The sequence below is a fragment of the Pseudomonas fluorescens group sp. PF-1 genome, assembly GCF_054481335.1.
This window is the reverse complement of the sequence record NZ_JBTMNG010000002.1, coordinates 1,574,021-1,600,179: the sequence shown is the minus strand read 5'-3', so window position 1 is coordinate 1,600,179 and position 26,159 is coordinate 1,574,021. Positions and strand designations below refer to the sequence as shown.

Annotated in this window: 24 protein-coding genes and 1 pseudogene; 11 read left to right on the top strand and 14 right to left on the bottom strand. The window is 60.7% G+C overall.

Annotated elements, in window-relative coordinates; translation table 11 throughout:
* The first annotated feature begins 106 nt into the window (after positions 1-106).
* From dapE to ACX3YD_RS21910, 3 genes are all read left to right on the top strand, one after another.
* Positions 107-1,258: a succinyl-diaminopimelate desuccinylase gene (gene dapE, locus ACX3YD_RS21920; RefSeq protein ID WP_103403618.1), complete on the top strand. Its 1,152-nt coding sequence runs from the start codon at positions 107-109 to the stop codon at positions 1,256-1,258.
* A complete protein-coding gene (locus ACX3YD_RS21915; protein WP_103403619.1) occupies positions 1,258-2,067 on the top strand; it encodes a putative RNA methyltransferase in 810 nt (269 codons plus the stop codon). Before dapE ends, ACX3YD_RS21915 begins: the two co-directional genes overlap by 1 nt.
* 84 nt (positions 2,068-2,151) lie before the next feature.
* Complete coding sequence (locus tag ACX3YD_RS21910) at positions 2,152-2,529, top strand: hypothetical protein (RefSeq protein ID WP_020799880.1); 378 nt, start codon at positions 2,152-2,154, stop codon at positions 2,527-2,529.
* Positions 2,530-2,673: 144 nt separating this feature from the next.
* On the opposite strand, the pseudogene ACX3YD_RS21905 reads toward ACX3YD_RS21910, so the two are convergent.
* Positions 2,674-2,883, bottom strand: a pseudogene (locus ACX3YD_RS21905) (cold shock domain-containing protein).
* 234 nt (positions 2,884-3,117) lie between these two features.
* Here ACX3YD_RS21905 and plsB point away from each other — a divergent pair.
* From plsB to ACX3YD_RS21890, 3 genes are all read left to right on the top strand, one after another.
* Positions 3,118-5,610 (top strand): glycerol-3-phosphate 1-O-acyltransferase PlsB, encoded by a 2,493-nt coding sequence (gene plsB / locus ACX3YD_RS21900; RefSeq protein WP_458960976.1) that lies wholly within the window; start codon positions 3,118-3,120, stop codon positions 5,608-5,610.
* A 226-nt stretch (positions 5,611-5,836) separates the two neighbouring features.
* Positions 5,837-6,235, top strand: a complete 399-nt coding sequence (locus ACX3YD_RS21895) for a YbaY family lipoprotein (protein ID WP_458960975.1) — start codon at positions 5,837-5,839, stop codon at positions 6,233-6,235.
* 25 nt (positions 6,236-6,260) lie between these two features.
* Positions 6,261-6,950 (top strand): DUF4197 domain-containing protein, encoded by a 690-nt coding sequence (locus ACX3YD_RS21890; RefSeq protein WP_047526271.1) that lies wholly within the window; start codon positions 6,261-6,263, stop codon positions 6,948-6,950.
* 572 nt (positions 6,951-7,522) lie between these two features.
* Here the strand turns inward: ACX3YD_RS21890 and ACX3YD_RS21885 are convergent.
* Complete coding sequence (locus ACX3YD_RS21885) at positions 7,523-10,588, bottom strand: efflux RND transporter permease subunit (RefSeq protein ID WP_458960974.1); 3,066 nt, start codon at positions 10,586-10,588, stop codon at positions 7,523-7,525.
* A 6-nt stretch (positions 10,589-10,594) separates the two neighbouring features.
* Complete coding sequence (locus ACX3YD_RS21880; protein WP_103403623.1) at positions 10,595-11,695, bottom strand: efflux RND transporter periplasmic adaptor subunit; 1,101 nt, start codon at positions 11,693-11,695, stop codon at positions 10,595-10,597.
* A gap of 93 nt (positions 11,696-11,788) precedes the next feature.
* On the opposite strand from ACX3YD_RS21880, the gene ACX3YD_RS21875 reads away from it, so the two are divergent.
* Complete coding sequence (locus ACX3YD_RS21875) at positions 11,789-12,433, top strand: TetR/AcrR family transcriptional regulator (RefSeq protein WP_047526266.1); 645 nt, start codon at positions 11,789-11,791, stop codon at positions 12,431-12,433.
* Between the two features lie 62 nt (positions 12,434-12,495).
* Here ACX3YD_RS21875 and ACX3YD_RS21870 read toward each other — a convergent pair whose 3' ends face one another.
* Positions 12,496-13,278 (bottom strand): class I SAM-dependent methyltransferase, encoded by a 783-nt coding sequence (locus ACX3YD_RS21870; RefSeq protein ID WP_458960973.1) that lies wholly within the window; start codon positions 13,276-13,278, stop codon positions 12,496-12,498.
* Between the two features lie 93 nt (positions 13,279-13,371).
* On the opposite strand from ACX3YD_RS21870, the gene ACX3YD_RS21865 reads away from it, so the two are divergent.
* Positions 13,372-13,992 (top strand): hypothetical protein, encoded by a 621-nt coding sequence (locus ACX3YD_RS21865; RefSeq protein WP_047526261.1) that lies wholly within the window; start codon positions 13,372-13,374, stop codon positions 13,990-13,992.
* Positions 13,993-14,012: 20 nt separating this feature from the next.
* Here ACX3YD_RS21865 and ACX3YD_RS21860 read toward each other — a convergent pair whose 3' ends face one another.
* From ACX3YD_RS21860 to ppc, 6 genes are all read right to left on the bottom strand, one after another.
* A complete protein-coding gene (locus ACX3YD_RS21860) occupies positions 14,013-14,834 on the bottom strand; it encodes an isocitrate lyase/PEP mutase family protein (RefSeq protein ID WP_458960972.1) in 822 nt (273 codons plus the stop codon).
* A 33-nt stretch (positions 14,835-14,867) separates the two neighbouring features.
* Entirely contained in the window at positions 14,868-15,728 is an 861-nt protein-coding gene (locus tag ACX3YD_RS21855; protein WP_458960971.1) for a DUF72 domain-containing protein, read from the bottom strand.
* Positions 15,728-16,033, bottom strand: a complete 306-nt coding sequence (locus ACX3YD_RS21850) for a hypothetical protein (RefSeq protein WP_047526256.1) — start codon at positions 16,031-16,033, stop codon at positions 15,728-15,730. Before ACX3YD_RS21850 ends, ACX3YD_RS21855 begins: the two co-directional genes overlap by 1 nt.
* 255 nt (positions 16,034-16,288) lie before the next feature.
* Positions 16,289-16,963, bottom strand: coding sequence for a tRNA (adenosine(37)-N6)-threonylcarbamoyltransferase complex dimerization subunit type 1 TsaB (gene tsaB, locus ACX3YD_RS21845; RefSeq protein WP_458960970.1), 675 nt, complete (start codon positions 16,961-16,963; stop codon positions 16,289-16,291).
* 94 nt (positions 16,964-17,057) lie between these two features.
* On the bottom strand, positions 17,058-17,708 hold the full coding sequence (gene adk / locus ACX3YD_RS21840; protein WP_103403630.1) for an adenylate kinase: 651 nt from the start codon (positions 17,706-17,708) through the stop codon (positions 17,058-17,060).
* A gap of 256 nt (positions 17,709-17,964) precedes the next feature.
* The gene (ppc, locus tag ACX3YD_RS21835; protein ID WP_090467417.1) at positions 17,965-20,595 is read right to left on the bottom strand and encodes a phosphoenolpyruvate carboxylase; all 2,631 of its coding nucleotides are present in this window, start codon (positions 20,593-20,595) and stop codon (positions 17,965-17,967) included.
* A 202-nt stretch (positions 20,596-20,797) separates the two neighbouring features.
* Here ppc and ACX3YD_RS21830 point away from each other — a divergent pair, with 202 nt between their 5' ends.
* The 3 genes from ACX3YD_RS21830 to ACX3YD_RS21820 all read left to right on the top strand — a co-directional run bounded on the left by ACX3YD_RS21830 (position 20,798) and on the right by ACX3YD_RS21820 (position 22,693).
* On the top strand, positions 20,798-21,142 hold the full coding sequence (locus tag ACX3YD_RS21830) for a pilin assembly protein (protein WP_103403632.1): 345 nt from the start codon (positions 20,798-20,800) through the stop codon (positions 21,140-21,142).
* 285 nt (positions 21,143-21,427) lie between these two features.
* Entirely contained in the window at positions 21,428-21,841 is a 414-nt protein-coding gene (locus tag ACX3YD_RS21825) for a DUF4398 domain-containing protein (RefSeq protein ID WP_103403633.1), read from the top strand.
* A 60-nt stretch (positions 21,842-21,901) separates the two neighbouring features.
* Entirely contained in the window at positions 21,902-22,693 is a 792-nt protein-coding gene (locus ACX3YD_RS21820) for an OmpA family protein (RefSeq protein ID WP_103403666.1), read from the top strand.
* Between the two features lie 109 nt (positions 22,694-22,802).
* Here the strand turns inward: ACX3YD_RS21820 and ACX3YD_RS21815 are convergent, their stop codons facing one another.
* The 4 genes from ACX3YD_RS21815 to ACX3YD_RS21800 form a co-directional block, all read right to left on the bottom strand.
* Positions 22,803-23,132, bottom strand: coding sequence for a hypothetical protein (locus ACX3YD_RS21815; RefSeq protein ID WP_047526246.1), 330 nt, complete (start codon positions 23,130-23,132; stop codon positions 22,803-22,805).
* The gene (locus ACX3YD_RS21810) at positions 23,129-24,043 is read right to left on the bottom strand and encodes an alpha/beta hydrolase (RefSeq protein ID WP_458960969.1); all 915 of its coding nucleotides are present in this window, start codon (positions 24,041-24,043) and stop codon (positions 23,129-23,131) included. The genes ACX3YD_RS21815 and ACX3YD_RS21810 overlap by 4 nt, the downstream gene beginning before the upstream one ends.
* Positions 24,044-24,188: 145 nt before the next feature.
* Complete coding sequence (locus ACX3YD_RS21805; protein WP_103403635.1) at positions 24,189-25,466, bottom strand: flavohemoglobin expression-modulating QEGLA motif protein; 1,278 nt, start codon at positions 25,464-25,466, stop codon at positions 24,189-24,191.
* Between the two features lie 34 nt (positions 25,467-25,500).
* Positions 25,501-26,055, bottom strand: coding sequence for a hypothetical protein (locus tag ACX3YD_RS21800; RefSeq protein ID WP_103403636.1), 555 nt, complete (start codon positions 26,053-26,055; stop codon positions 25,501-25,503).
* Between the last annotated feature and the right edge of the window lie 104 nt (positions 26,056-26,159).

Genomic DNA, 26,159 nt, shown 5'->3' with positions numbered 1-26,159 from the left:
GCGAGAAACGCAAGGGCAACGCGGTCATTCAGATCGCACGCGTTACCGTTATCGTCCATCGCGAGCAAGCTCGCTCCTACACATTTACAGAATCCGGAGTTTTCACATGACGGCCCACGCCGACCTTTCGCCGACCCTTCAACTCGCCATCGACCTGATCCGCCGTCCCTCCGTGACGCCGGTCGACGCCGATTGCCAGAAGCAGATGATGCAGCGCCTGGGCGATGCCGGTTTTGCGCTCGAGCCGATGCGCATCGAGGATGTGGATAACTTCTGGGCCACCCACGGCAAACACGACGGCCCTGTGCTGTGCTTCGCCGGTCACACCGACGTCGTACCGACCGGCCCGGTGACCGCCTGGCAGATCGAACCGTTCAACGCAGTGATCGACGAACACGGCATGCTCTGCGGCCGTGGCGCGGCGGACATGAAAGGCAGCCTCGCCGCCATGACCGTGGCCGCCGAACGCTTTGTCGCCGACTACCCGGATCACAAGGGCAAGGTCGCGTTCCTGATCACCAGCGACGAAGAAGGCCCGGCGCACCACGGCACCAAAGCCGTGGTCGAGCGCCTGGCGGCGCGCAAGGAGCGTCTGGACTGGTGCATCGTCGGCGAGCCGTCGAGCACCACGCTGGTCGGTGACGTGGTCAAGAACGGCCGTCGTGGCTCCCTCGGCGCCAAGCTGACCGTACGCGGTCTGCAGGGCCACGTCGCCTATCCGCACCTGGCGAAGAACCCGATCCACCTCGCTGCCCCGGCCCTGGCCGAACTGGCCGCCGAGCACTGGGACCACGGCAACGACTTCTTCCCGCCGACCAGTTTCCAGATTTCCAACGTCAACTCCGGCACCGGTGCGACCAACGTCATCCCGGGCGATCTGGTCGCGGTGTTCAACTTCCGCTTCTCCACCGAATCCACCGTCGAAGGCCTGCAGAAGCGCGTGGCCGACATCCTCGACAAACACGGCCTGGACTGGCACATCGACTGGGCGCTGTCCGGCTTGCCATTCCTCACCGAACCGGGCGCGCTGCTCGACGCCGTTTCGTCCAGCATCAAGGACATCACCGGTCGCGAGACCAAGGCGTCCACCAGCGGCGGCACCTCCGACGGGCGCTTCATCGCCACCATGGGCACGCAAGTGGTTGAGCTGGGGCCGGTCAACGCGACCATCCACCAGGTCAACGAGCGGGTGCTGGCGGCTGATCTCGACGTGCTGACCGAAATCTATTACCAGACCCTGATCAAGTTGCTCGCCTGATGCTGGCCTGCCCGATTTGCAGCGAACCGCTCAACGCGGTGGACAACGGCGTGGCCTGCCCCGCCGGGCATCGTTTCGACCGTGCACGCCAGGGTTACCTGAACCTGTTGCCGGTGCAGCACAAGAACAGCCGTGATCCTGGGGATAACCAGGCGATGGTCGAAGCCCGCCGCGACTTTCTGAACGCCGGCCACTACGCGCCGGTGGCCAGGCGCCTGGCGGAGCTGGCGGCCGGTTATGCGCCGCAACGCTGGCTGGACATCGGTTGTGGCGAGGGTTACTACACCGCGCAAATCGCCGATGCCTTGCCGGACGCCGACGGTTACGCGCTGGACATTTCCCGGGAAGCGGTCAAGCGCGCCTGCAAACGCAATCCGCAACTGACCTGGTTGATCGCCAGCATGGCCCGCGTGCCCCTGGCGTCCGGCAGTTGCCAGTTTCTGGCCAGTGTCTTCAGCCCGCTGGACTGGCTGGAAGCCAAACGCCTGCTCAGCCCTGGCGGTGGACTGATGAAAGTCGGACCGACCAGCGGCCACCTGATGGAATTGCGCGAGCGACTGTATGACGAAGTCCGCGAATACATTGACGACAAGCACCTGGATCTGGTGCCTGAAGGCATGGCGCTGGCGCACAGTGAAACCCTGGAATTCAAGCTGACACTCGCCAGCGGCCAGGACCGGGCGAACCTGCTGGCCATGACACCCCATGGTTGGCGCGCCAGCGCTGAACGCCGGGCTGCCGTTATCGAGCAGGCCGAGCCGTTCGAGGTCACCGTGTCGATGCGCTACGATTATTTCGTTCTTCAATAACTTCAAACATTTTTGGTCTTGGGCAACGGCTCAAGACCGGCTAAATCCGCGAATGGATTTTTCAGACACGCAGTGAGGACATCCATGCGCCAACCCGATATCGAGATTTACCTGAAAGACGCCGACGTCGACCACAAGGCCATCTCCGCCTGGCTCGGTGCCGCCCTGGGCCCTTGCACCGACTGGGTGCAGAAAGGCCAGACCTACAAGTGCAAGGCCGGTAACGTGCCGGTCACCTGGTTGCCGAAAGCCGTAGGAAAATGGAACAGCCTGTACCTGGAAAGCGACCAGACCCCATGGGAAGACGACATTGCGTGCGCACGCGCCGCCTTTGCCGCACTGAACGTCGAAGTGCGTTGCGCACCGGGGAGCTGGGTCGAGGAGGAAGGCGAGGAGACGGCCGATCGCTGGATTCGCATCAGCGCCGATGGTGAAGAAGAGATCACCTGGAAGACCGCTTAAAGCCTGAACACCGCACCTGTAGGAGCGAACTTGCTCGCGATGGTCGTCAACGATAACGCGCCATTTCCGGAAAGCGCGGCGTCCTTGAGATCTTCGCGAGCAAGCTCGCTCCTACAGTGGTTTTGAGATGAGCTGAAGTTGGGGTTACAACCCCACCACATCCTCAGCCTGCAACCCCTTCTGCCCTTCCACCACCGCGTATTCAACCTGCTGACCTTCCGTCAGTGAGCGATGCCCCTCACCACGAATGGCCCGGTAGTGCACGAATACGTCCACCCCGTCCGCGCGCTAGATAAAACCGTAGCCCTTGGCGTCGTTGAACCACTTCACGTTGCCGGTTTCACGTGTTGCCATCTGTTCATACTCCTTTTTTATTATGGGTCGGGCTTTTCGCAGGAAAGCCTCGGGAACATTGCTAGCACTGGTCGTGCCATTGTCTGGCCAGCGCGGGCTCGCCGAGTATATGACAGCCGTAAAAACTCTCAACTCACTTTACTTAGCCGCTTTTTTGCCGATTTTCAGCGAATACGGCACACTATCGACCGCCCGAGCATTTGCTTGGTTTTTATTCACTCACGCAGAAGCCGTATGACCCGTTCCCCGTTCCGCCGTCTTGTGTTTGGCACCCTGCGCCGACTTTTGTACCTCTGGGTTCGCTCGGAGACGATCAACCAGTCGTCGTTCACCCTTGACCTGGACCGCAGTCGCCCGGTGTTCTACGTGCTGCAAAATCCTTCGCTGACCGACCTCGCCGTGGTCGACACCGAATGCACCAAGGCCGGCCTGCCGCGCCCGGTACTGCCGGTCTCGGTGGGCAACCTGCTGGAACCCGCTGCGTTCTTCTACCTGACACCGGACCCCGACTGGATCGGCCGCCAGGACAAGCGCGGCGCGCCACCCACCTTGACTCGCCTGGTCAGCGCCCTGAGCCAGAATGCGGCCGAAGACGCACAAATCATTCCGGTCAGCGTGTTCTGGGGCCAGTCGCCGGACAGCGAATCCAGTCCGTGGAAACTCTTGTTCGCCGACAGTTGGGCCGTCACCGGGCGCCTGCGTCGCTTGCTCAGCATCATCGTGCTGGGGCGCAAGACCCGCGTGCAGTTCTCCGCACCGATCCACCTGCGCGAACTGATCGACCATAACAAGGGTCACGAGCGCACGGTACGCATGGCCCAGCGCATCCTGCGGGTGCACTTTCGCAACTTGAAAGCCGCCGTGATCGGCCCGGACATTTCCCACCGCCGGAATCTGGTCAAAGGCTTGCTCAACCAACCCCTGGTCAAACAGGCGATCATCGAAGAGGCCGAGCGCGAAAACATCTCCCTGGAAAAAGCCAAGGCCCAGGCGCTGCGCTATGGCAACGAAATCGCCTCGGACTACACCTACACCGCGATACGCTTCCTGGAAGTGGTACTGAGCTGGTTCTGGAACAAGATCTACGACGGCATCAAGGTCAATCACATCGAAGGCGTGCAGAAAGTCGCCCAGGGCCACGAAGTGATCTATGTGCCGTGCCACCGCAGCCACATCGACTACCTGCTGCTCTCCTATCTGCTGTTTCGCAACGGCCTGACCCCGCCGCACATCGCCGCCGGGATCAACCTCAACATGCCGGTCATCGGTGGCTTGCTGCGACGTGGCGGCGCGTTTTTCATGCGCCGTACCTTCAAGGGCAACCCGCTCTACACCTCGGTGTTCAACGAATACCTGCACACCCTGTTCACCAAGGGTTTCCCGGTGGAGTACTTCGTCGAAGGCGGGCGCTCACGCACCGGTCGCATGCTGCAACCGAAAACCGGGATGCTCGCGATCACCTTGCGCAGCTTCCTGCGTTCGTCGCGCATGCCCATCGTGTTCATACCGGTGTACATCGGCTACGAACGTGTGCTGGAAGGCCGGACCTACCTCGGCGAACTGCGCGGTGCGAGCAAGAAGAAAGAATCAATCTTCGATATCTTCAAAGTCATCGGCGCACTCAAGCAACGCTTCGGTCAGGTGGCGGTGAACTTCGGCGAACCGATCAAACTGGCGCAATTCCTCGACAGCGAACAGCCGGGCTGGCGCAAGCAGGAACTCGGCCCGCAGTTCAAACCGGCATGGCTCAACGAAACCACCAACCGCCTCGGCGAGAAAGTCGCACAACATCTGAACGAAGCCGCCGCGATCAATCCGGTCAACCTGGTCGCTTTGGCGCTGCTGTCCACCAGCCGCCTGGCGCTGGACGATCGCGCCATGGCACGGGTGCTCGACCTGTACCTGGCGCTGCTGCGTAAAGTCCCGTACTCACCGCACACCACATTGCCGGAAGGCGACGGCCGCGCGCTGATCGAGCACGTCAAGGACATGGACTTGCTGTCCGAGCAGAGCGATGCCTTGGGCAAGATCCTGTATCTGGACGAGCAGAACGCTGTCCTGATGACCTACTACCGCAACAACGTACTGCACATCTTCGCGCTGCCGGCGCTGCTGGCGAGCTTCTTCCAGAGCGCCTCGCGCATGAGTCGCGAACAGATCCTGCGCTACACCCGCGCGCTGTACCCGTACCTGCAAGCGGAGCTGTTCATTCGCTGGTCGCTGGACGAACTGGACGCGGTGATCGATCAATGGCTCGAGGCGTTCGTCGAGCAAGGGCTGCTGCGTTTCGAAAACGACGTGTACTTGCGTCCGGCACCGAGTTCGCGGCATTTCGTGCTGCTGACACTGCTGTCCAAGAGCATTGCCCAGACCTTGCAGCGCTTCTACATGACCGTGTCCCTGCTGCTCAACAGCGGCCAGAACAGCATCAGCGCCGAAGAACTGGAAGACCTGTGCACGGTCATGGCCCAGCGCCTGTCGATCCTGCATGGCCTGAACGCCCCGGAGTTCTTCGACAAAAGCCTGTTCCGCCACTTCATCCAGACCCTGCTCGACCTCGACGTGCTCAAGCGCGACGCAGCCGGCAAGCTGGGCTATCACGAACTGCTCGGCGAACTCGCTGAAGGTGCAGCCAAGCGGGTGTTGCCGGCGGAGATTCGTTTGTCGATTCGTCAGGTGGCCTTGCATCGCAGTGAAGATGCGGAGGAGTTGGCTACGCCGCTCTGATCCAGATCGCAGAAGCAAGGACGCTTCTCATCTACCGCCTGTTGAATCGCTGGTCCACCTCGTTCAACGATGAGCCACCGTAGCAATACTCCGTACACCTGAGCGTCAACGCCAGACACTCCGTCAAATGCCTGTAACATCTTGCCGGGCGATATTGCCGGAAGTTTCCGCTAAATTGTCGCTGGCGCCGAGCTTCTTCGGGCGTCAACGACATTGGATTCCACTCATGAAAAAACTTTCGCTTCTGGGGCTGACGGCTCTGCTTGGAGCTTGCCAATCGATACAACCTGCCGCCAAGACCAGCCTGGACGGTGAAGTCTTCTACTTGCAACGCATCGCCCTGCCCCCTGACGCCACCTTGAGCGTGAGCTTGCAGGACGTGTCGCTGGCCGATGCGCCGGCTACAGTCCTCGACGAACAGAAGGGCCCAATCAAAGGTCAGGTGCCTCTCCCCTTTCATCTGAGTTACGATCCGGCGCAGGTTAAACCGGGTCACCGCTATTCAGTCAGTGCGCGCATCGAAGTCGATGGCAAATTACTGTTCATCACCACCGAAAATCATGCCGTGCAGCTCGATGGCAGCGATCCACAACCTTTGAAAATCCGCGTCAACGCCGTCCGCTAACTCCCATTTTTGAAAGGAAGCTGCCATGCTCCGCCCCACTCTCCGCTTCGCCGGCCTGTGCGCTGGCTTGATGATCTGCGCCAACGCCATGGCACTGTCCCTCAGCGACCTGTCGCAAAAAGACGCCACCGGCGGCCTCAAGGATGCGCTGACCCAAGGCGCGCAACTGGCCGTGAAACAACTGGGCACACCAGGGGGTTTCAGTAACAACCCGGACGTAAAAATCGAACTGCCAGGCAAACTGGGCAAGGTCGCCAGCAAAATGAAGCAGTTCGGCATGGGTGATCAGGTCGATCAACTGGAGGCCAGCATGAATAAAGCGGCGGAAACCGCCGTGGTCCAGGCCCAACCGATCCTCGTGGATGCGGTGAAGAAAATGACCGTGGAAGACGCCAAGGGCATTCTCAGTGGCGGCAACGACTCGGCCACCCAGTACCTGAACAAAACCAGCCGCGAACAGATCCGCGCCAAGTTCCTGCCAATCGTCAAGCAAGCCACCGACCATGTCGGCCTGGCCCAACAGTACAACTCGTTCGCCGGCCAGGCCGCGACCATGGGCGTGATCGACACCAAGAACGCCAACATCGAAAGCTATGTCACCGAACAGGCATTGAACGGCCTGTTCGAAATGATCGGCAAACAGGAAGAAACCATCCGCCAGAACCCGGCAGCCGCCGCGACCAGCCTGGCGAAGAAGGTGTTTGGTACGCTCTGAGCCGAAACATAAATCCTGGGGGAGCAGGTACATCCGAGGGGAATTGGTCGGCTGGTAGGCCGCCATCGCTGGCAAGCCAGCTCCCACAAAGGATTGGGTACATCGGCAAGTGATTGGTCGGCTGTCAGGCCGCCTTCGCTGGCAGGCCAGCTCCCACAGAAAAGCACGACCGCGTACACCCACCTGCTCCTCACCACTCATCAGGCCGAGCGTTAGCTCGCCTGCAGCTTTTGATCTTGATTCACCCGCCCCTTCGGGAGGCTAAGTGGAGGTGTGCATCCGGGGAGTGGCGCGCAGCGCCGTTCGACGCAGTCGAACACGCTGCATGTAGGTCGTCGCGAAGCAGACCGGAGGGCAGTGTCCCCGGATGGATACCGCAGCGAAGGAACCCCGAGCCCCAGCGAGGGGCCGGACGCTCGGGGCGAGCCTTTTTTTGCTTATCTTTTTTTTGGCGTTTGAAAAAAAAGTAAGTCGCCGTAAGGGCGAAACCGCCAGCCGCCACTACCGCAGCAACGGATATGTACTCAATCCACCAAGAGCCTGGTCGGCCCAAAGGCCGCCAAGCCCAAAGATCAAGCCGGCTCTTTCCTGACCCGGAACCAGGCCGCATACAACGCTGGCAAAAACAGCAGCGTCAGCGCCGTCGCCACGATCAACCCGCCCATGATCGCCACCGCCATTGGTCCGAAGAACACACTTCGTGACAGCGGAATCATCGCCAGCACCGCCGCCAGCGCGGTCAATACAATCGGCCGGAACCGCCGCACCGTCGCCTCGATAATCGCCTGCCATGGCTTGAGACCGGCAGCGATGTCCTGCTCGATCTGGTCCACCAGAATCACCGAGTTACGCATGATCATCCCTGACAACGCGATCGTCCCGAGCATCGCGACAAAACCAAATGGCTGACGGAACACCATCAGGAACAGGGTCACCCCGATCAGACCCAACGGCGCGGTCAGAAACACCATCGCCGTGCGGGAGAAACTGCGCAGTTGCAGCATCAGCAACGTCAGTACGACCACAATGAACAACGGTACGCCAGCCTTCACCGAGTTCTGCCCGCGTGCCGAGTCCTCCACCGTGCCCCCGACATCCAGCAAATACCCGTCCGGCAACTCGGCGCGGATCGGTTCCAGGGTCGGCAAGATCTGCTGCACCAGGGTCGCCGGTTGTTCCTTGCCATAAATGTCGGCGCGAACCGTCACGTTGGGCAAGCGGTTACGGTGCCAGATCACGCCTTCCTCAAAGCCGTACTCCAACGTTGCGATCTGCGACAGCGCCACGCTACGACCGTTATCGGTCGGCACTGCCAGGCTTGGCAGCAGCGACAGTTCGCTGCGTTCTCGCAAGGTGCCGCGCAGCAGGATTTCGATCAACTCGTTGTCTTCACGGTACTGGCTGACGCTGGAGCCGGTCAGCGAACTTTGCAGGAACTTCGACAGGTTCGCCGTGCTCACGCCCAGTGCCCGCGCGCGGTCCTGATCGACGTTCAGGTACACGACTTTGCTCGGTTCTTCCCAGTCCAGGTGGACGTTGGCCACGTGCGGGTTTTCGCGAACCTTGGCCGCGACCTTGCGGGCCAGTGCGCGGACCTCCTCGATGTGCTCGCCCGTCACCCGGAACTGCACCGGATAACCGACCGGCGGGCCATTCTCCAGGCGCGTGACCCGCGAGCGCAGGGCCGGGAATTGTTCGTTGAGGGTTTCGATCAGCCAGGTGCGCAGCGCTTCACGCTCTTCGATGGTCTTGGCCAGGACCACGAACTGGGCGAAGCTCGCCGCGGGAAGTTGCTGATCCAGCGGCAGGTAAAAACGCGGCGAACCGGTGCCGATGTAGGCCACGTAGTTATCGATTCCGGCTTTGTCTTTGAGCAGCGCCTCCAGGCGTTTGACCTCCTTGGCCGTGTTGCTCAGGGAAGCGCCCTCAGCCAGTTTCAGGTCGACCATCAACTCCAGTCGGCCGGAGGCTGGAAAGAACTGTTGAGGCACAAAGCGGAACAGCACGATGGACGCAATGAACAACAGCACGGTCAAGGCGATAACGGTTTTGCGCCAGCGCACACACCACTCCACCAGACGCCTGACGCGCTGATAGAACGGTGTGCCATAAGGGTCGGGCTGGCCTGCGCCGTGTTTGGCGGCGTGAATTTTCGCCAGGTCCGGCAGGAGTTTTTCCCCGAGATAAGGCACGAACACCACCGCAGCCACCCAGGAGGCGAGCAGCGCGATCGTCACCACCTGGAAGATCGAGCGGGTGTATTCGCCCGTGCCCGATTGCGCGGTGGCTATCGGCAAGAACCCGGCGGCGGTGATCAGCGTTCCGGTCAGCATCGGGAACGCGGTACTGGTCCAGGCATAGCTGGCGGCTTTTATGCGATCGAAGCCCTGCTCCATTTTGATCGCCATCATTTCCACGGCGATGATCGCGTCGTCCACCAGTAACCCCAGGGCCAGCACCAGCGCACCGAGGGAAATCTTGTGCAGGCCGATGCCCAGGTAATACATGCAGGCGAAGGTCATTGCCAACACCAACGGGATCGCCAGGGCGACCACCATGCCCGTGCGCACACCGAGGGAGAAAAAACTGACCAGCAGCACAATCGCCAACGCTTCCACCAGCACCTGGACGAACTCGCCGACGCCGGTTTTCACTGCCGCAGGCTGGTCGGACACCTTGCGCAGTTGCATGCCAACCGGGAGGTTTTTCTGAATGCGGTCGAACTCGACTTCCAAGGCCTTGCCCAGCACCAGAATGTCGCCGCCATCCTTCATGGCCACGGCCAGACCAAGGGCATCCTGCGCCATGAAGCGCATGCGCGGTGCGGGAGGATCGTTGAAGCCACGGCGTACGTCAGCCACATCGGAGATGCGGAAGGTGCGATCACCGACACGAATCGGAAAGTTCTTTATCTCATCGACTGTCTGAAAATTCCCCGACACCCGTAGCTGCAATCGTTCGCTGCTGGTTTCAAAGAATCCGGCGGTGGATACCGCGTTCTGTTCTTCAAGCGCCTGTTGCACCGCCGCCAACGGCAAGCCAAGGGTGGCGAGTTTGACGTTGGAAAGCTCGATCCAGATTTTTTCGTCCTGCAACCCGAGCAGGTCGACCTTGCCCACATCCTTGACCCGCTGCAGCTGGATTTGAATACGGTCGGCGTAATCCTTGAGCACGGCGTAGTCGAAACCCTCGCCGGTCAATGCATAGATATTGCCGAAGGTGGTACCGAACTCATCGTTGAAGAAGGGCCCCTGGATGCCTGGTGGCAGAGTGTGGCGGATGTCGCTGACCTTCTTGCGCACCTGATACCAGAGGTCCGGGATTTCCACCGAGTGCATGGAATCACGCGCGATGAACGTCACCTGGGATTCACCCGGCCGGGAGAACGACACGATGCGTTCGTACTCGCCGGTTTCCATCAATTTCTTTTCGATGCGCTCGGTCACCTGGCGCGAGACCTCCTGCGCCGTTGCCCCCGGCCAGTTGGTGCGGATCACCATGGCCTTGAAGGTAAACGGCGGGTCTTCGCTTTGCCCAAGTTTGGTGTAGGAAAGAGCACCAACGACTGCCAGCAACAGCATCAGGAACAGTACGATCTGGCGGTTACGCAACGCCCATTCAGAAAGATTGAAGCCCATCGGGGATTACTCCTTGTCCGCCAGATTGACTACGCGGTTGGAGTGATCCACGGGGCGTACGTGCTGCCCGTCGAGAAGCACATGGACGCCAGCGGCCACGACCCAGTCGCTGGCATTGAGACCTTCGAGCACCGGGACGGTTTTTTCACCGAAGGCGCCGACCCGCACCGGGGTCTTCTTCAACGTATTGTTGGCGCTGACCACCCAGACGTAGGTCACGCCGTTTTCCGCAGTCAGCGCCGAAAGCGGCACGGACAGCGGAATCACCTCGGCGGTCTGCACGAACACCCTGGCGCTCTGGCCCAGTTCGGCGGGGACCTTGCCGCCCGTGAAAGCAATGCGAGCGGCAAAGGTGCGGGATTTTGGATCGGCGGCTGGCGACAGTTCGCGGATGTGCCCGGCAAAACGTTGATCCGGCTGCGTCCACAGCTCCACCGAAACCGGTTGCCCGACCTTGAAGCGGCCGAAGCTCTGCTCCGGCAGGCTGATCAACACTTCACGCTCGCCATCGGTGGCCAGGGTAAACACCGTTTGCCCGGCGGCCACTACCTGCCCGACTTCGACGGCACGCTTGGCCACCACTCCGTCCTGCGGTGCACGCAACACGGCATAGCTGGCCTGATTGGTCGAAACATTGAACTCGGCTTTGATCTGCTTGAGGCGTGCTTCGCCGGATCGATAGAGGTTTTCGGCGTTGTCGTACTGCGAACGACTGACCAACTGACGGTCCATCAGGGTCTTGTAGCGATCGCGTTCGGAACGTACCAGGTTGAGGTTGGCTTCAGCGGCGGCGACCTGGGCGCGCGTGGCCTCCAGTTGCAGGCGAACGTCCTGGGGATCGAGCTCCGCCAGCGGTTGATCGGCCTTGACGCGCTGCCCCTCTTCGACCAGTCGTCGGCTGACTTTGCCGCCAATCCGGAACGCCAGGTCGGGCTCATAGCGGGCGCGGACTTCACCGGGATAGCTTTCCATCGCCTGGGCCGAAGGCTCTGGCTGAACCACCATGGCCGGCCGAATGCTGACTTGAGGCGCCTCTTCGTGACCGCACGCAGACAATAAAAACGCCAGACTGACTGGCAACGCGAGGGGCAAGACATAGCGGAACATGGTGAAGGACCTTTCGCTAATGGTGCTTGGAATAATTATACTGACCGGTATGTTATTAATAGCAAACTGACCAGTCCAGTAATAAAAGCGAATATGCCGAACAATCTTTCAGCACCCAACGGCCCAGGCCGCCCCAAGGATCTGGCCAAACGCCGGGCGATCCTCGATGCCGCGAAAACGCTGTTTTTGAGCAAGGGCTACGCCAGCACCAGCATGGACGCCGTGGCAACGGAGGCCGGCGTGTCAAAGCTGACGGTCTACAGCCACTTCAACGATAAGGAAACACTGTTCTCCGCCGCCGTGATGGCCAAGTGCGAGGAGCAACTGCCTCCCCTGTTCTTTGAGCTGCCGGAAGGCGTGGCGGTGGAAACAGTGCTGCTGAATATCGCACGCGGGTTTCATCAGCTGATCAACAGCGACGAGTCGGTGAACCTGCACCGATTGATGATGGCCCTGGGCAGCCAGGACCCGAAGCTCTCGCAGATTTTCTTCGAGGCCGGGCCACAGCGCATGCTGCAGGGCATGGAGCGGTTGCTCAGCCGGATCAACGAGAGTGGCGTGCTGAGCATCGACAAACCGCACAACGCGGCCGAGCACTTTTTCTGCCTGCTCAAGGGTGCGGGTAATTTTCGTTTGCTGTATGGCTGCGGTGAACCGCCGGTTGGCGAGGCGGCGGAGAGCCATGTGCGGGAAGTGGTGGGGTTGTTTATGCGGGCTTATCGGCCTGACCCGGCCTGAAGGATTTGTCGTGTCATGGCCGACGCCATCGCGAGCCTGCTCGCAATGGGGGCAACTCGGTCTTAAGGCTTGAGCGCCTTCTTCGGATAAATGTCATACCGACTGGATTTGCCATCCAGCGCATGACTGGGCTTGGGCCCTTCAATGCACGGCGCCTTGCGCGGTCGCTTGACCACCACCCGATGACTGGCCAGCGCCAACGCCGCCTCAAGCAGTGCCGGCGCGTCCGGGTCATCGCCCACCAGCGGCCGGAACAGGCGCATTTCCTTCTTCACCAACGCCGTTTTCTCACGATGCGGGAACATCGGGTCGAGGTAGATCACCTGCGGCGGCTCGCCCTCCCAGTTGCGCATCACCTCGATCGAGTTGCCCTTGAGCAAACGCATGCGCGCCACGATCGGCGCCACGTCGAAATCTTCCGCGCCGCGGGCCAGGCCATCTTCAAGCAAGGCACCGATCAGCGGTTGACGCTCGATCAGGCTCATCTCGCACCCCAGGCTGGCCAGTACGAACGCATCCTTGCCCAACCCTGCCGTGGCATCCAATACACGGGGACGCACGCCCTGAGCGATGCCAACGGCCTTGGCGATCATTTGCCCGCTGCCACCACCGTATAACCGACGATGGGCCGCGCCGCCCTCGACAAAGTCAACGCGCACCGGCCCCGGCGCATCCGCTCCCAATTGTTGCAGCTGCAAACCCTGCTCGCCCACCTGCAAGGCAAACTCACCGTCGGCCATCTGCAATGGCAGGCCCAGGCGCTCGGCCCACTGCTCGGCTTGCGGCTCGAACGCCGCGTCCAGGGCCTCGACATGGATGCGGCAGACCGCAGGTTGATCATTCATCAGAAAACACGCTCAAAAAATTAATGATCGGCAAAAACTGCCGATAACAAAACTATCGAGCATTTTGCCAGAGCTGAGCGTCGACCGAGAGAAATGTCAGACATTCAACCCACAATCACAGGTTTTATCTCGCCTTACGGCAATTACAACCTGCGAAATACCCAGGCACTGAGCGGTGTCAGTCACATCTGGCAGGATTTCTTTGCCCGTGCGCTGGCCGATCAGTCGGGTGATGCGCTGCCGCAATCTCTCAACTTTCCACCGGTCGATCTCGAAAGCCCGGTTGAGCCTACCGTTGGCAGCGACCTGCTGGCACACATCGTTTCCCAGCGCGAATGTGATGTGAAGGACAACGAAGTTCGTCCGCCAGAGCCGCTGTTCCTGCCGATCGCCGAATTCGAAATGGACCTGGCCGACAAGCCGTTCCCACCGTTCCCGCCGGAAGAAATCGCCGCGCAGCAGAAACAACAGGACTTCGAAAGCGGCTGGGTACGCCCGATCGTGCTGACTGCCGGTCAACCTGAACCCGAAGCCGGCCCGGCGCCGCAGCCGCGTCCGCTGCACCTGCCAATCGCCGAGTTCGAACTCGATCTGCTGGACAAGCCTTTCCCGCCCTTCTCCCCCGAAGAACTGATCGAACAGCAGAAGCAACTCGACTTCGATAACGGTTGGGCACGCCCGATCATCCTGCAGAACCTGCGTCTGGCCGCCTGACCCTCAGCTCCCTGCGCAGCTCAGTCCTTGAACAATGAATTGGCCTGCTGGAACGGCATGGAGCGCGATGTGAAGCCGAACGTGCCTGCATCGCGGATCTCCTGGGCGGCGCGGAAGAACTCGCCATAGGCTGCCAATGCCAGCGCCGAACCGACGCTGATGCGCTTGACGCCCATCTCACTCAACTGCTCGACCGATAGCTTCAGGCCACCGGACATCAACACGTTGACCGGTTTCGGCGCCACGGCGCGGACCACCGCCAATACGTCTTCAGCGCTGCGCAGGCCCGGCGCATAGAGCACGTCGGCACCGGCCTCGGCAAACGCCTGCAAGCGGCGAATGGTATCGGCCAGATCCGGATTGCCGTGCAGAAAGTTCTCGGCCCGCGCGGTCAGCGTGAACGGATAAGGCAAACCGCGTGCGGCGGCGACGGCCGCTTCGATGCGCGCCACGGCATGTTCGAAGCAGTAGATCGGGCCTTCTTCACGCCCGGTGGCGTCTTCAATCGAACCACCAACCGCCCCCACTTGCGCCGCCCGCACAATGCTCTTCGCGCATTCGGCCGGGCTGTCGGCAAAGCCGTTTTCCAGATCGACCGCCACCGGCAAATCGCTGGCCGCGACAATCGCCTGAACGTTCAACAGGGTTTCGTCGAGGGTCAGCCCGCCGTCGGGACGCGCCCTGGAAAAGGCATAACCGGCACTGGTGGTCGCCAACGCCTCGAAACCCAGGCTGGCGAGCATTTTCGCCGAACCGGCGTCCCACGGATTGGGAATCACAAAGGCGCCTTTGCGCTCGTGCAGGGCTTTGAAGGCTTGGGCTCGAAGGGTTTGCGCGTCCATTGGCAGGCTCCTGAAAAGGCGAACGAATCCGCTTCAGAGCAAGCCTAGTTGCTCGGCGGCGGGCTCTCTGTATAGCTCAGGCAGCGGCGGCAAGCCAGGCAGACGCAGCATCAATCTGGCGTGGAAGCGCTGCGCCAGTTTCGCCGCCAGCACGTTGTCGGCGGTGTGCAGGAAGATGTAAGGCGTGCGCCCCTCTTCGATCCACAAGGCGATTTTCTCCACCCAGGGCAACAGAAACGGATCATTGGCTTCCAGCTGTGGATGGCCGATGAAACGCACCTGAGGACATTGCGTGAATGCCGCCGGACGCGGTGGGACCCGTGGCTTCTTCGATTGGGCGTGGAGCACCGAAGAGTCCGTCGATGTGCAGCTGAACAGCGCGCGCGGATCGAGACAAATGCGCTCGACGCCGCGATCCAGCAACAGGCGATTGAGCTCACGTTCGCTATCACCCTTGGCGAAGAATTCGTCATGCCGCACTTCCACCGCCAACGGCCGCTCAAGGGCATCGATAAATCCGGCCAACTCGGGCAAACGTTGTGGCGTAAAGCTTTTCGATAGCTGCAACCACAATGGCGACACTCGGGCGCCGAGCGGGCTGAGCAATTGCGTGAAGGTTTCGGCGGCGGTCAGTTGCTCACGCAGGTCACCGCCGTGACTGATGTCACCGGGAAACTTGGCGGTGAAGCGAAAGTGTTCGGGCAGGGTTTCGGCCCAGCGCTGCACGGTGGTGACCGCCGGGCTGGCGTAGAAGGTCGTGTTGCCTTCCACGGCGTTGAACACTTGGGAATAAAGACTCAGAAATTCGGCGGGTTTGGCGTCTGACGGGTACAAATACTCGCGCCAGGCGTTTTCACTCCAGGACGGGCAACCCAGGTAGTAAGGCAGCACCATCAGATGTACAGGTCGAGACCCAGCACTTCGCCATCCCAATCGACGAAACCGGCGGTGCTCAGGTAGCTGGCCAGGGCCATCGCCACACTTTTGCTCATGGCACGGTGGTAAATCATGTCCTGCTGACGGGCGGGGAGATTGCTCAATTTTTGCGCCGAGGCTTTGGCGGCTCGGGCGGCCATCTGCTCTTCGGACGGAAACTCCAGCTCGCCGTCGATATCGACGGACTCGTCTTCCACCACAGGGCCTTTGCGAGGCTTGCGCTTGATGGGGTAGGACTGAGAAGAAAGGCCGTCTATACGCATAATTGTATGCTCGGTATCAGTGATGGCAGTTTAGTGGCGCATCGCCCACTTCGCAAACCGCCGAGTGATAACTAGAACACATAAAGAGCAAAAGGTTTAAAAGCGGGGGTTAGAAACTGACGATTGGCTGTGTTCCTGAAATCGCCATCGCGAGCAGGCTCGCTCCTACAAGGATTGAGGTTGCTCACAAAGTGTATGAGCGAGACTGACTCCCGTGGGAGCCTGCTCGCGATGGGACCACCTCGATCCAGCCAGTCACCGCGCCTTGGGCGTCGCCACCTTGTCGCGCAGATAAACCGGCTGCGCCTCATCGGCCACTATTGCCTCGCCACGCGCCCAGGCAAACCGCGCCAGCGTCAGCAAGTCTTCGGCGTGGGGCAGCATGCCGGCGTCCTGACCGCTCAGTTGGACGCCGATGCGCTCGGCATAGCCCCAACCGGTGCCCGCGCCGAACCATTCGCCACTGGCGTCGGCCGGCAACGCTGCGACTTCCGGAGCCAATACCGCCTCAGCCCCGGCCAGTCGCATCTCCCCCGCCGTTTCGCGGTAGCAGCCCCAATACACCTCGTCCATCCGCGCATCAATGGCCGCCGCGACCTGACTGACGCCATGCTCGCGATACGCACGCTGGGCCAGTACGGCCAGGTTCGACACTGGCAACACCGGGCGATCCAGCGCGAACGCCAGGCCCTGCACCACACCGATGGCAATACGCACGCCGGTGAATGCGCCCGGTCCGCGACCGAAAGCAATGGCGTCGACCGCTTGCAGCGTGGTCCCGGCATCGGCCAGCAACTGCTGGATCATGGGCAACAGCTTCTGCGCATGCAGGCGCGGGATCACCTCGTAATGACTCGTGACTTTGCCGTCGTGCAGCAAGGCAACGGAGCAAGCTTCAGTCGCGGTGTCCAGGGCCAGCAAGGTGCTCATCGATGTATCCGTAAGAGAGGTCAGAAAAAAGTGCGTCAGTATAAACAACTACGGCCCGCAAGCGGGCCGTAGAAGATGAAGCCGATCAGACTTTTCAGCTCAGCGCTTCAAGCACCTTGCCGGTGATCGCTTCTACCGAGCCAACGCCAGCGATGTGGCTGTACTTCGGCTTGCCATTGGTTTTGGCGGACAGCTGCTGGTAGAAGTCCACCAGCGGCTTGGTTTGCGAATGGTAGACCGACAGGCGATGACGCACGGTTTCTTCAGTGTCGTCTTTGCGCTGCACCAGCGGCTCACCGGTGATGTCATCCTTGTCGGCGATTTTCGGCGGGTTGTAGACGGTGTGGTACACACGGCCGCTGGCCTCGTGCACTCGACGACCGGCAATACGCTGAACGATCTCTTCGTCGTCGACAGCGATTTCAACCACGTGATCGAGCTCCACGCCGGCTTCCACCAGGGCTTCAGCCTGGGGAATGGTGCGCGGGAAACCGTCGAACAGGAAACCGTTGACGCAGTCGGACTGGGCAATGCGGTCCTTGACCAGTGCAATGATCAGGTCATCGGATACCAGGCCGCCAGCATCCATGATGCTCTTGGCTTTGATGCCCAGCTCGGTGCCGGCCTTGACCGCAGCGCGCAGCATGTCGCCGGTGGAGATTTGCGGAATACCGAATTTCTCGGTGATGAACTTAGCCTGAGTACCTTTACCGGCCCCGGGAGCTCCCAGCAGAATGACGCGCATCGATGTGCTCCTCAATTTTTTATATGGATAACGTCAGATTCGCCTCATGGGGCCAATCTCAAAAACAGGGTCGTGACCGTCCAAACGGTCAAAGGCTGCTCAAGATACACAGCAGGCTGCGCCCACACAAGCCGCCAAAAGTCGGAGAAACCGCTGCCTCCTGCGACCTTTTGGCGCGGTTCCCCTAGTCGCAACCCCATCAATAACTGTCGCCTGGCCGCACTTTCGCGCCTGCCCGACTCCACGGCAAAAAATCTTAGCCTGTATTACGCAAACCGGCGGCAATCCCTGCCACGGACACCAGCAATGCCTGTTCTACCGGGCTGCCCTGCGCCACATCCTGTTGTCGCGAGCGTGCCAACAACTCCGCCTGCAATAGATGAAGCGGGTCAAGGTAGGTATTGCGCAAACGGATGAATTCAAGGGTATCAGGGCTATGTGCCAGTAGCTGCGACTGTCCCGTCAGCCCCAGGACGATAGCGCATGCCTGCGACAATAGGTCGCGCAAGTGCGCACCCAATGGCAGCAATTGAGGCTCCACCAGGCGCTCATCGTAGGACCGGGCGATGTCTGCGTCGGCCTTGGCCAGGACCATTTCCAGCATATCGATGCGCGTACGGAAAAACGGCCACTGCTCGCGCATTTGCCCCAGCAGTTCACCTTCACCGCGCTCCAGTGCCTTGCTCAATGCCGCTTCCCAACCCAGCCAGGCCGGCAACATCAGGCGCGTCTGGGTCCAGCCGAAGATCCACGGGATCGCCCGCAGGCTCTCGATACCGCCGGCCCGGCGTTTGGCTGGACGGCTGCCCAACGGCAAGCGTCCGAGCTCCTGTTCCGGAGTGGACTGGCGGAAATACTCGACAAACTGCGGGTTTTCCCGCACCACGGCGCGATAGGCGCTGACACCGTCCGCCGCCAATTCGTCCATTAAATGCCGCCACTCGGGCGTCGGTGGCGGTGGCGGCAACAAGGTCGCCTCGAGCACCGCTGCCAGGTACAGATTGAGGTTTTGTTCGGCGATGTCCGGCAGACCGAATTTGAATCGAATCATTTCCCCCTGCTCGGTGGTGCGGAAACGTCCCGCGACCGACCCCGGTGGCTGCGACAGAATCGCCGCGTGAGCCGGACCACCGCCACGGCCCACGGTACCGCCGCGACCATGGAACAACAGCAGCTCCACTTGCTGCTCGCGGCAGATATCCACCAACCGTTCCTGCGCCCGATATTGCGCCCAGGCTGCCGCCGTGGTGCCGGCGTCCTTGGCGGAGTCGGAATAGCCGATCATCACTTCCTGCGGCCCTTGCAGGCGCGAGCGATAGCCCGGCAGCAGCAGAAGTTTCTCGATCACCGGCCCGGCGTTGTCCAGGTCAGCGAGGGTTTCGAACAACGGCACCACGCGCATCGGCCTCAACACGCCAGACTCTTTGAGCAGCAGTTGCACGGCAAGCACATCGGATGCGGCGCCGGCCATGGAGATCACGTACGAGCCGAGGGATGCCCCTGGCGCAGCGGCGATTTCGCGACAGGTCGCCAGCACTTCGGCGGTGTCGGCGGACGGTTTGTAGTGAGGCGGCAGCAAGGGCCGACGGTTGTTCAGTTCACGCATCAGGAAGGCAATGCGTTCTTCTTCGCTCCAGTCTTCGTAGCGACCCAGGCCCAGGTAATCGGTGATTTCGGTCATGGCCGCACTGTGCCGCGAGGAGTCCTGGCGCACATCGAGACGCACCAGGAACAGGCCAAAGGTGACCGCCCGGCGCAAGCAGTCGAGCAACGGACCGTCGGCGATCACGCCCATGCCGCATTGATGCAGCGAGTGGTAGCACAGCTCCAGCGGATCGAGCAGTTCCCGATTGTTCTGCAGGACATCGGCCGGTGCGGGCACTGGGGTCGTCAACGCGGTGTGAGCCCAGTTACGCGTCGCACGCAGGCGATCGCGCAATTGCTTGAGTACCGCGCGATAGGGTTCCGCACTGTCGCCGGCCTTGGCTTTCAACTCATCACTGGCCTGCTGCATCGAAAGCTCGGCGGCGAGCTGATCAACGTCGCGCAGGTACAAATCCGCTGCCATCCAGCGCGCCAACAGCAACACTTCGCGAGTGACGGTGGCCGTCACGTTCGGATTGCCGTCGCGGTCGCCGCCCATCCACGAGGCAAAGCGAATCGGCGCGGCTTCCAGGGGCAAACGCAGGCCCGTGGCGGCATGCAGGGCCTGATCGGCCTTGCGCAAGTAATTGGGGATGGCTTGCCACAGCGAATGCTCGATCACCGCAAAGCCCCATTTGGCTTCATCGACCGGTGTCGGGCGTGTACGGCGGATCTCTTCGGTGTGCCAAGCCTCGGCGATCAGGCGTTGCAGCGTCGACTTGATCTGCTCGCGCTCGGCGCCGGTCAGGTCGCGATGGTCCAGGGCCGCCAGTTGCGCGGCGATGGCATCGTACTTCTGGATCAGTGTGCGACGCGCGACTTCGGTCGGGTGTGCCGTGAGGACCAGCTCGATTTCCAGCCGGCCCAATTGCCGGGCCAGGGACTCGGCGCCATGACCTTCGGCGCGCAGGCGGGCGAGCAGTTCCGGCAGCACACGCGCTTCGAACGGTGCCGGCCTGGATTCTTCGCGGCGGTGAATCAGCTGATATTGCTCGGCGATGTTGGCCAGGTTGAGGAACTGATTGAACGCCCGCGCCACCGGCAGCAACTCGTCCTCGGTCAGTTGGTTGAGGCTGGCGCTCAGCTCGGCGTCCATGGAACCGCGGCGATCGGCCTTGGCCCCCTTGCGGATCTGCTCGATCTTGTCGAGGAAGCCGTCCCCGTATTGGTCACGAATGGTGTTGCCCAACAGCTCACCCAACAGGTGAACATCCTCGCGCAAGCGTGCATCAATATCGGTCATCAGCAGTTCTCCAGCGAACAATCCGGGCGGCCATGAGCTTAAAGAGTGCCGCTCCAGAGCGCTTCTTACAAGCAAGACGACGAAGGGACTTTAAACCTTGAGCGTTAAAGCTAGTCTGAATGATGAGCCGTACTGCGGCTGTCACCGGCCAAAGCCGGACACTCACCCGGCCTGCCACGAGCAGGAGCGCAATGAGGTCATTATGAAAATCCGCGAACTGGCCCAGCATTGGGAAGAAAATGCCAAGGGTCGCCTGACCCAGACGGGCTACACGATTCATCTGGACGTGGAAGCCGCCGCACGCCTGGCGGCCATTACCGAGATGTACCCCAAACGGCAGCCCGAGGAGCTGCTCGGTGAACTGATCGGCGCCGCTTTGGAAGAACTGGAAAAGAGCTTTCCCTATGTGAAGGGCTCGACCGTGGTGGCCACTGATGAAGAAGGTGATCCACTGTACGAGGACGTCGGCCCGACCCCTCGTTTTCTCGCCTTGTCCCGTCGTCATTTGCATGAATTGTCAGCAGGCAACGACAAGCAAAAACACTGATTCTGCCTACGAATAATCCCCTTGTAGGAGCGAGCCTGCTCGCGATGGTCGTCAACGAAACGCGTGATACCTGACGTCGAAGTCCATCGTCGGAACGCCGCCCGGAGCAGGCTCGCTCCTGCAAACACCAGCCCCCGCCCCTGATTAATTTCTCTGAACTTTTGAAAAACTCCTCGGGTCAACCCAGTAACCACGCCTGGGACGGCCGTATCAAATCCCCTCGAAACCGTAAGTCGCGGCTCCTTTGCCCAGGATGGATTTTTTAGTTGTTCAGGAGTTAGCCCAATGGAGTTGAAGATCATGAAAACCGCTAGTGGCAAATCATCATCCACCCCTCTGCATGGCCTGAAAATGGCAGCCCTCGCCCTCGGCGGCAGTCTCGTGCTGGCCGGTTGCGCCGGTAACCCGCCCACCGAGCAATTCGCCGTCACCGAGTCAGCGGTCAATAACGCTGTCAGCGCGGGCGGCACGGAATTCGCCGCAGTGGAAATGAAGTCGGCGCAAGACAAGCTCAAACAAGCCGAAATCGCCCTGCACGACAAGAAATACGAGCAGGCGAAAACCCTGGCCGAGCAAGCCGAATGGGACGCTCGCGTGGCGGAACGCAAGGCGCAGGCGATGAAAGCCGAACAAGCGGTGAAGGACTCTCGCCAAGGGGTTCAGGAACTGCGTCAGGAAAGCCAGCGCACCGTTCAGTAACGGCGCGGCATGACGTATTTCTTACTCGACTAAAAGGACGAAACCATGATTTCCAAGTGCATGAATGCCAAACAATTGATGATCCCTGCCCTGCTGGCCGCCAGTGTTGCCCTGGCGGCGTGCTCCACGCCGCCCAACGCCAACCTTGAACAGGCCCGCACCAACTATTCCGGCCTGCAAGCCAACCCGCAGGCGAGCAAAGTCGCGGCGCTGGAAACCAAGGATGCCAGTGATTATCTGGACAAGGCCGACAAGGCCTATCTGGACAAGGAAGACCCGGCCAAAGTCGATCAACTGGCCTATCTGACCAACCAGCGTGTGGAAGTGGCAAAACAGACCATCGCCCTGCGTACTGCGGAAGCCAACCTTAAAAACGCTTCTGCGCAACGTGCCCAGGCCCGCCTGGATGCGCGTGACCAGCAGATCAAGCAATTGCAGGACAGCCTCAACGCCCGGCAAACCGATCGCGGCACACTGGTGACCTTCGGTGACGTACTGTTTGCCACCGACAAGGCCGAGCTGAAATCCAATGGCCTGATGAACATCAACAAACTGGCGCAATACCTCCAGGAAAACCCCGACCGCAAAGTGATCGTCGAGGGCTACACCGACAGCACCGGTACGGCATCGCACAACCAGTCACTGTCGGAACGACGCGCGAACTCCGTGCGCATGGCGCTGGTGAAAATGGGCGTCGACCCGACCCGCGTCGTCGCCCAGGGTTATGGCAAGGAATACCCGGTCGCGGATAACACCAGCGTGTCGGGACGGGCACAGAATCGTCGGGTGGAAGTGACGATTTCCAACGATAACCAACCGGTGATTCCGCGTTCGGCGGTGAGTGCCAAGTAACACCCCCTGTGGGAGCCAGCCTGCTGGCGATAGCGGTGTATCAGTCAACCGGAGTGTTGAGTGTTCCATCGCGATCGCCAGCAGACTGACTCCCACATTTGATTTCCATTCAGGGTTGCAGCTTCTGCGGCGTTTCCTGGCCCATGCAACGCACGGCTTTTTTCTTGCTGTCGATCAGCACCCCGGTCAGGCCTTTCTGCTCCGTGTCGAACAGCACCAGCACGCCATCGATGCACTGCGCCACCTGGGCGGCCGGTTCCAGAGAGACTTTGTAATCCTCACCCGGCACGGTCTTGAGCATGGTGAATTCGTTGAGCAGCAACGCATCTTCAGGCTTGGCGAAGTGCAGGTAGCCGTACCACCACAGGGCACCGACAGTGCCGAGGATGCTGCAAATACCGGTGATGATCAGCGGGATGGCGTTACGTTCTTCACTCATTGCGGACTCTCTGGTGGTTCATCTTCAGAATGTTCGGGCGCCGGGTAATTGGGGATTTCACCCAGGCGGCGCAAACCGTTGAAATGCTGTGGATCGTCAAGATAACGCAGCATGACTTTGCGCCAGACCGGGTCGGCGAACGTCTGCACATGACCGCCACGGGTCAGTTGCAGCACCCGCGGCGGCGGCGCAGCTTGATACAGACGGATGCCGTTGGAAAGAGGCACGATCGGATCGTCGATGCTGTGGTAGATCAATTTCGGCACGCCATTGAGCTGCGCCATGGAGTTGATCGCACTGTCGCCGTCCGGCACCAGCCACGACAACGGCACCTGAAACGCCCAGGTCAGCCATGAGTGGCTCAGGGCAAACTGACCGACACTGCGATAACTGGCGGGCACGCCATCGAGCACAAACGCCTTGAGTTGTTTCTGCCGCTCGGGGTGTTGCACGAGGTAATGGACCGCCATCGAACCGCCGAGGCTCTGACCGAGGAGGATCAACGGCTTGCCCTTGACCTCCGGGGCCTGGTCAAGCCATTTGAATGCGGCGTCGATGTCCTGGTAGATCGCCGGCAGGCTTGGCTCGCCTTCGGACAGGCCGTAACCGCGATAGTCCACCAGCAACACTTGGTAACCCTTTTCCGGCAACCAATAGCTGCCACCCAGATGCATAGGCAGGTTTCCGCCATTGCCGTGCAGGTGCAACACCGTGCCCTTGACCTCGACACCCTGCTTGGCCGGCAACCACCAGGCATGCAGGCACAGGCCGTCGGCCGTGGTCAGGGTGACGTCACGGTATTCGAGCCCGGCTTTTTCCGGGGTGAACAACTGGCCGGGTTCAGGGTAGAACAGCAGCGAACTGCAACCGCTCAAGGCCAGGAGAAGGCAGATGACGCCGAGGATTCTCATCCGTTGAAACCTCGCAAAAAAGAAGAAGGCCGAACCCTGTGGGAGCGAGCCTGCTCGCGATGGCGGTGCATCAGGCAACATTAATGTTGAATGTAAAACCGCTATCGCGAGCAGGCTCGCTCCCACAATGGTCCATGGCTTACCGCTACAGGATGTTGGAGTAATCCGCCTCGATCCGGTCCAGGCTCAGGTGATTGAGGAAGTTGGAGAAGCACATCCACGCCGACAACGCATTCATGTCGCGGAACTGCTCCGGCAAGTACTTGGGCGGTACCACCAGCCCTTCATCCACCAACTGCCGCAGGGTGCGCATGTCTTCCAGCGTGGTCTTGCCGCAAAACAGCAACGGGATCTGCTCCAGTTTGCCTTTGCGCACGGCCAACTGAATGTAGTTGTAAATCATGATGAAGCCCTTGAGGTAGGACAAGTCTTTGGTAAATGGCAGACCTGTCGGCACCGAGCCCCGGAAAACGCGACTGGTGTTGCTGTAGCTTTCCGCCATTTCGAAACCCTGCTCGCGGAAGAACTCGAACACCTGCAGGAAGTCGGCACCCTCCTCCACCATATGAATGGCGCGGGTACGGTTGGTCAGTTTTCGCAGGCGACTCGGATAGGACGCGAAGGTGATGATTTCCATCAGGATCGCCAGGCCTTCCTGGGTCACCGTCGACGAGGGCGGGCCCTTGGCCAGGAAAGTGCAGATCGGCTGGTTCAGGCCATTGAGCGTGGTGCCGACGTGCACCAGCCCTTCATGGACTTCCAGGGCACGCACATCACGCTGGTTGAACATCGCGTCGGCGCGGATCTTGATGTAGTCGGCACCGGCCGCCGCATCGGCGACGATCCCGTCGGACTCGAACACCCGGATGGTCTCCTCGGCCTCACCGAACACCTTGTTCAAGCGATGCTGCAGCATTTCCACCGCATCCTTGGCCGTCAGCGTCTTCGGTTCATCCTTGAGGTCGCCACGGCCGTCGATGTTGTTCAGGTAATCGGAGAGCATCAGCCCCAGGTCGGACAGCGTCGGGTCACCGGCGTGGAACGCGTCGGACGCGGCACCGTACAACTCCTGGGAAATCAGGCCGAAATCCTCGGTGCCGCGCGCTTCGAGCATGCGCACCACCATCCGGTATTCCTTGCACATGCGCCGCATGATCTGGCCGACCGGGTTGAACTGGCCGAGCTGGCGGGTGATGTCGCGCTCAATGTTCTGGAACTCCAGCTTCACTTTGCTGGAGTCGAAGGACAGCGGCCGATTCAGGTAATAGTCGCGGTCCACCGCTGGCAATTCCTTGCCCTTGGCCTTGAGGAAACGCTGGCGGATGTTGTCGTCCCACTTGACCGCATCGAGGACGCGGATCGGCGTCTGCGCCAGCACAATGCGATCGGACAAAATGCGTATCGACTGCTGGTAATCGTCCACCCGAAACTCCTGTTGAATGCGTTGTGTGCTGGGTTTATTTGGCCTTGGCCTGACGCTGATAACGCACCACTTCGACGAACACATCGGAGTTGGCCGGGTCGTCGAGGTAAGCGGACACCTGGCCCATGTTGCTGTTGATCAACACGCCATCGCCTTCGATCGTTTGAAAGCCATCGCCGCTCAGGGCCTTTTGCTGCAATGCCTGGTTGATCTGCTCGAGGTCGAGGTTGTAGACCACCAGTTCATGTTTGTCGGTCAGTTCGAAGCCGGCAATCGTGAAATGCCCGCCGAACTGCGCGGGCACTTTCGCCGACAGATACCAGCGATTGCCATGTCGCGACACCGTGAAAGGATAGGCTTCGCGCTCCTTGGGCTTGGCGCGAAAGTAGCTGACCGCCTGATACTGATTTTCACCGACGCGCGTCAACTCCAGATTCAGCGGCTCACCCCAGGCGTTGGTGCTGGTCCATTTGCCGAGCAATCCTTTGGGCGCGGGCTCGTTCGTGGGCAGCGGCTCCTTGAAGGTCACCAGGCAGCCACTGAGCAGCAGGAACGACAAGGCGATCACGACGACACGCCAGGCTTTCATTCGACACTCCCTATGAACACACCGCCGGCCTCAAGTGGACACCGTACCTGATGGCAACGAGTTTGCTCGCGATGACGGCGTATCAGGCAACACAGGTGCTGAAT

Excerpts from the sequence above, each read along its gene's own strand:
- ACX3YD_RS21815 (WP_047526246.1), bottom strand. The coding sequence starts at position 23,132 with ATGAGTGAAGAACGTAACGCCATCCCGCTGATCATCACCGGTATTTGC.
- ACX3YD_RS21890 (WP_047526271.1), top strand. The coding sequence starts at position 6,261 with ATGCTCCGCCCCACTCTCCGCTTCGCCGGCCTGTGCGCTGGCTTGATG.
- ACX3YD_RS21860 (WP_458960972.1), bottom strand. The coding sequence starts at position 14,834 with ATGGACGCGCAAACCCTTCGAGCCCAAGCCTTCAAAGCCCTGCACGAG.
- dapE (WP_103403618.1), top strand. The coding sequence starts at position 107 with ATGACGGCCCACGCCGACCTTTCGCCGACCCTTCAACTCGCCATCGAC.
- ACX3YD_RS21865 (WP_047526261.1), top strand. The coding sequence starts at position 13,372 with ATGTCAGACATTCAACCCACAATCACAGGTTTTATCTCGCCTTACGGC.
- ACX3YD_RS21820 (WP_103403666.1), top strand. The coding sequence starts at position 21,902 with ATGAATGCCAAACAATTGATGATCCCTGCCCTGCTGGCCGCCAGTGTT.
- ACX3YD_RS21830 (WP_103403632.1), top strand. The coding sequence starts at position 20,798 with ATGAAAATCCGCGAACTGGCCCAGCATTGGGAAGAAAATGCCAAGGGT.
- plsB (WP_458960976.1), top strand. The coding sequence starts at position 3,118 with ATGACCCGTTCCCCGTTCCGCCGTCTTGTGTTTGGCACCCTGCGCCGA.
- ACX3YD_RS21855 (WP_458960971.1), bottom strand. The coding sequence starts at position 15,728 with ATGGTGCTGCCTTACTACCTGGGTTGCCCGTCCTGGAGTGAAAACGCC.
- ACX3YD_RS21800 (WP_103403636.1), bottom strand. The coding sequence starts at position 26,055 with ATGAAAGCCTGGCGTGTCGTCGTGATCGCCTTGTCGTTCCTGCTGCTC.
- ACX3YD_RS21880 (WP_103403623.1), bottom strand. The coding sequence starts at position 11,695 with ATGTTCCGCTATGTCTTGCCCCTCGCGTTGCCAGTCAGTCTGGCGTTT.
- ACX3YD_RS21895 (WP_458960975.1), top strand. The coding sequence starts at position 5,837 with ATGAAAAAACTTTCGCTTCTGGGGCTGACGGCTCTGCTTGGAGCTTGC.
- ACX3YD_RS21915 (WP_103403619.1), top strand. The coding sequence starts at position 1,258 with ATGCTGGCCTGCCCGATTTGCAGCGAACCGCTCAACGCGGTGGACAAC.
- ACX3YD_RS21825 (WP_103403633.1), top strand. The coding sequence starts at position 21,428 with ATGGAGTTGAAGATCATGAAAACCGCTAGTGGCAAATCATCATCCACC.
- tsaB (WP_458960970.1), bottom strand. The coding sequence starts at position 16,963 with ATGAGCACCTTGCTGGCCCTGGACACCGCGACTGAAGCTTGCTCCGTT.
- ppc (WP_090467417.1), bottom strand. The coding sequence starts at position 20,595 with ATGACCGATATTGATGCACGCTTGCGCGAGGATGTTCACCTGTTGGGT.
- ACX3YD_RS21885 (WP_458960974.1), bottom strand. The coding sequence starts at position 10,588 with ATGGGCTTCAATCTTTCTGAATGGGCGTTGCGTAACCGCCAGATCGTA.
- ACX3YD_RS21870 (WP_458960973.1), bottom strand. The coding sequence starts at position 13,278 with ATGAATGATCAACCTGCGGTCTGCCGCATCCATGTCGAGGCCCTGGAC.
- ACX3YD_RS21875 (WP_047526266.1), top strand. The coding sequence starts at position 11,789 with ATGCCGAACAATCTTTCAGCACCCAACGGCCCAGGCCGCCCCAAGGAT.
- ACX3YD_RS21810 (WP_458960969.1), bottom strand. The coding sequence starts at position 24,043 with ATGAGAATCCTCGGCGTCATCTGCCTTCTCCTGGCCTTGAGCGGTTGC.
- ACX3YD_RS21910 (WP_020799880.1), top strand. The coding sequence starts at position 2,152 with ATGCGCCAACCCGATATCGAGATTTACCTGAAAGACGCCGACGTCGAC.
- adk (WP_103403630.1), bottom strand. The coding sequence starts at position 17,708 with ATGCGCGTCATTCTGCTGGGAGCTCCCGGGGCCGGTAAAGGTACTCAG.
- ACX3YD_RS21850 (WP_047526256.1), bottom strand. The coding sequence starts at position 16,033 with ATGCGTATAGACGGCCTTTCTTCTCAGTCCTACCCCATCAAGCGCAAG.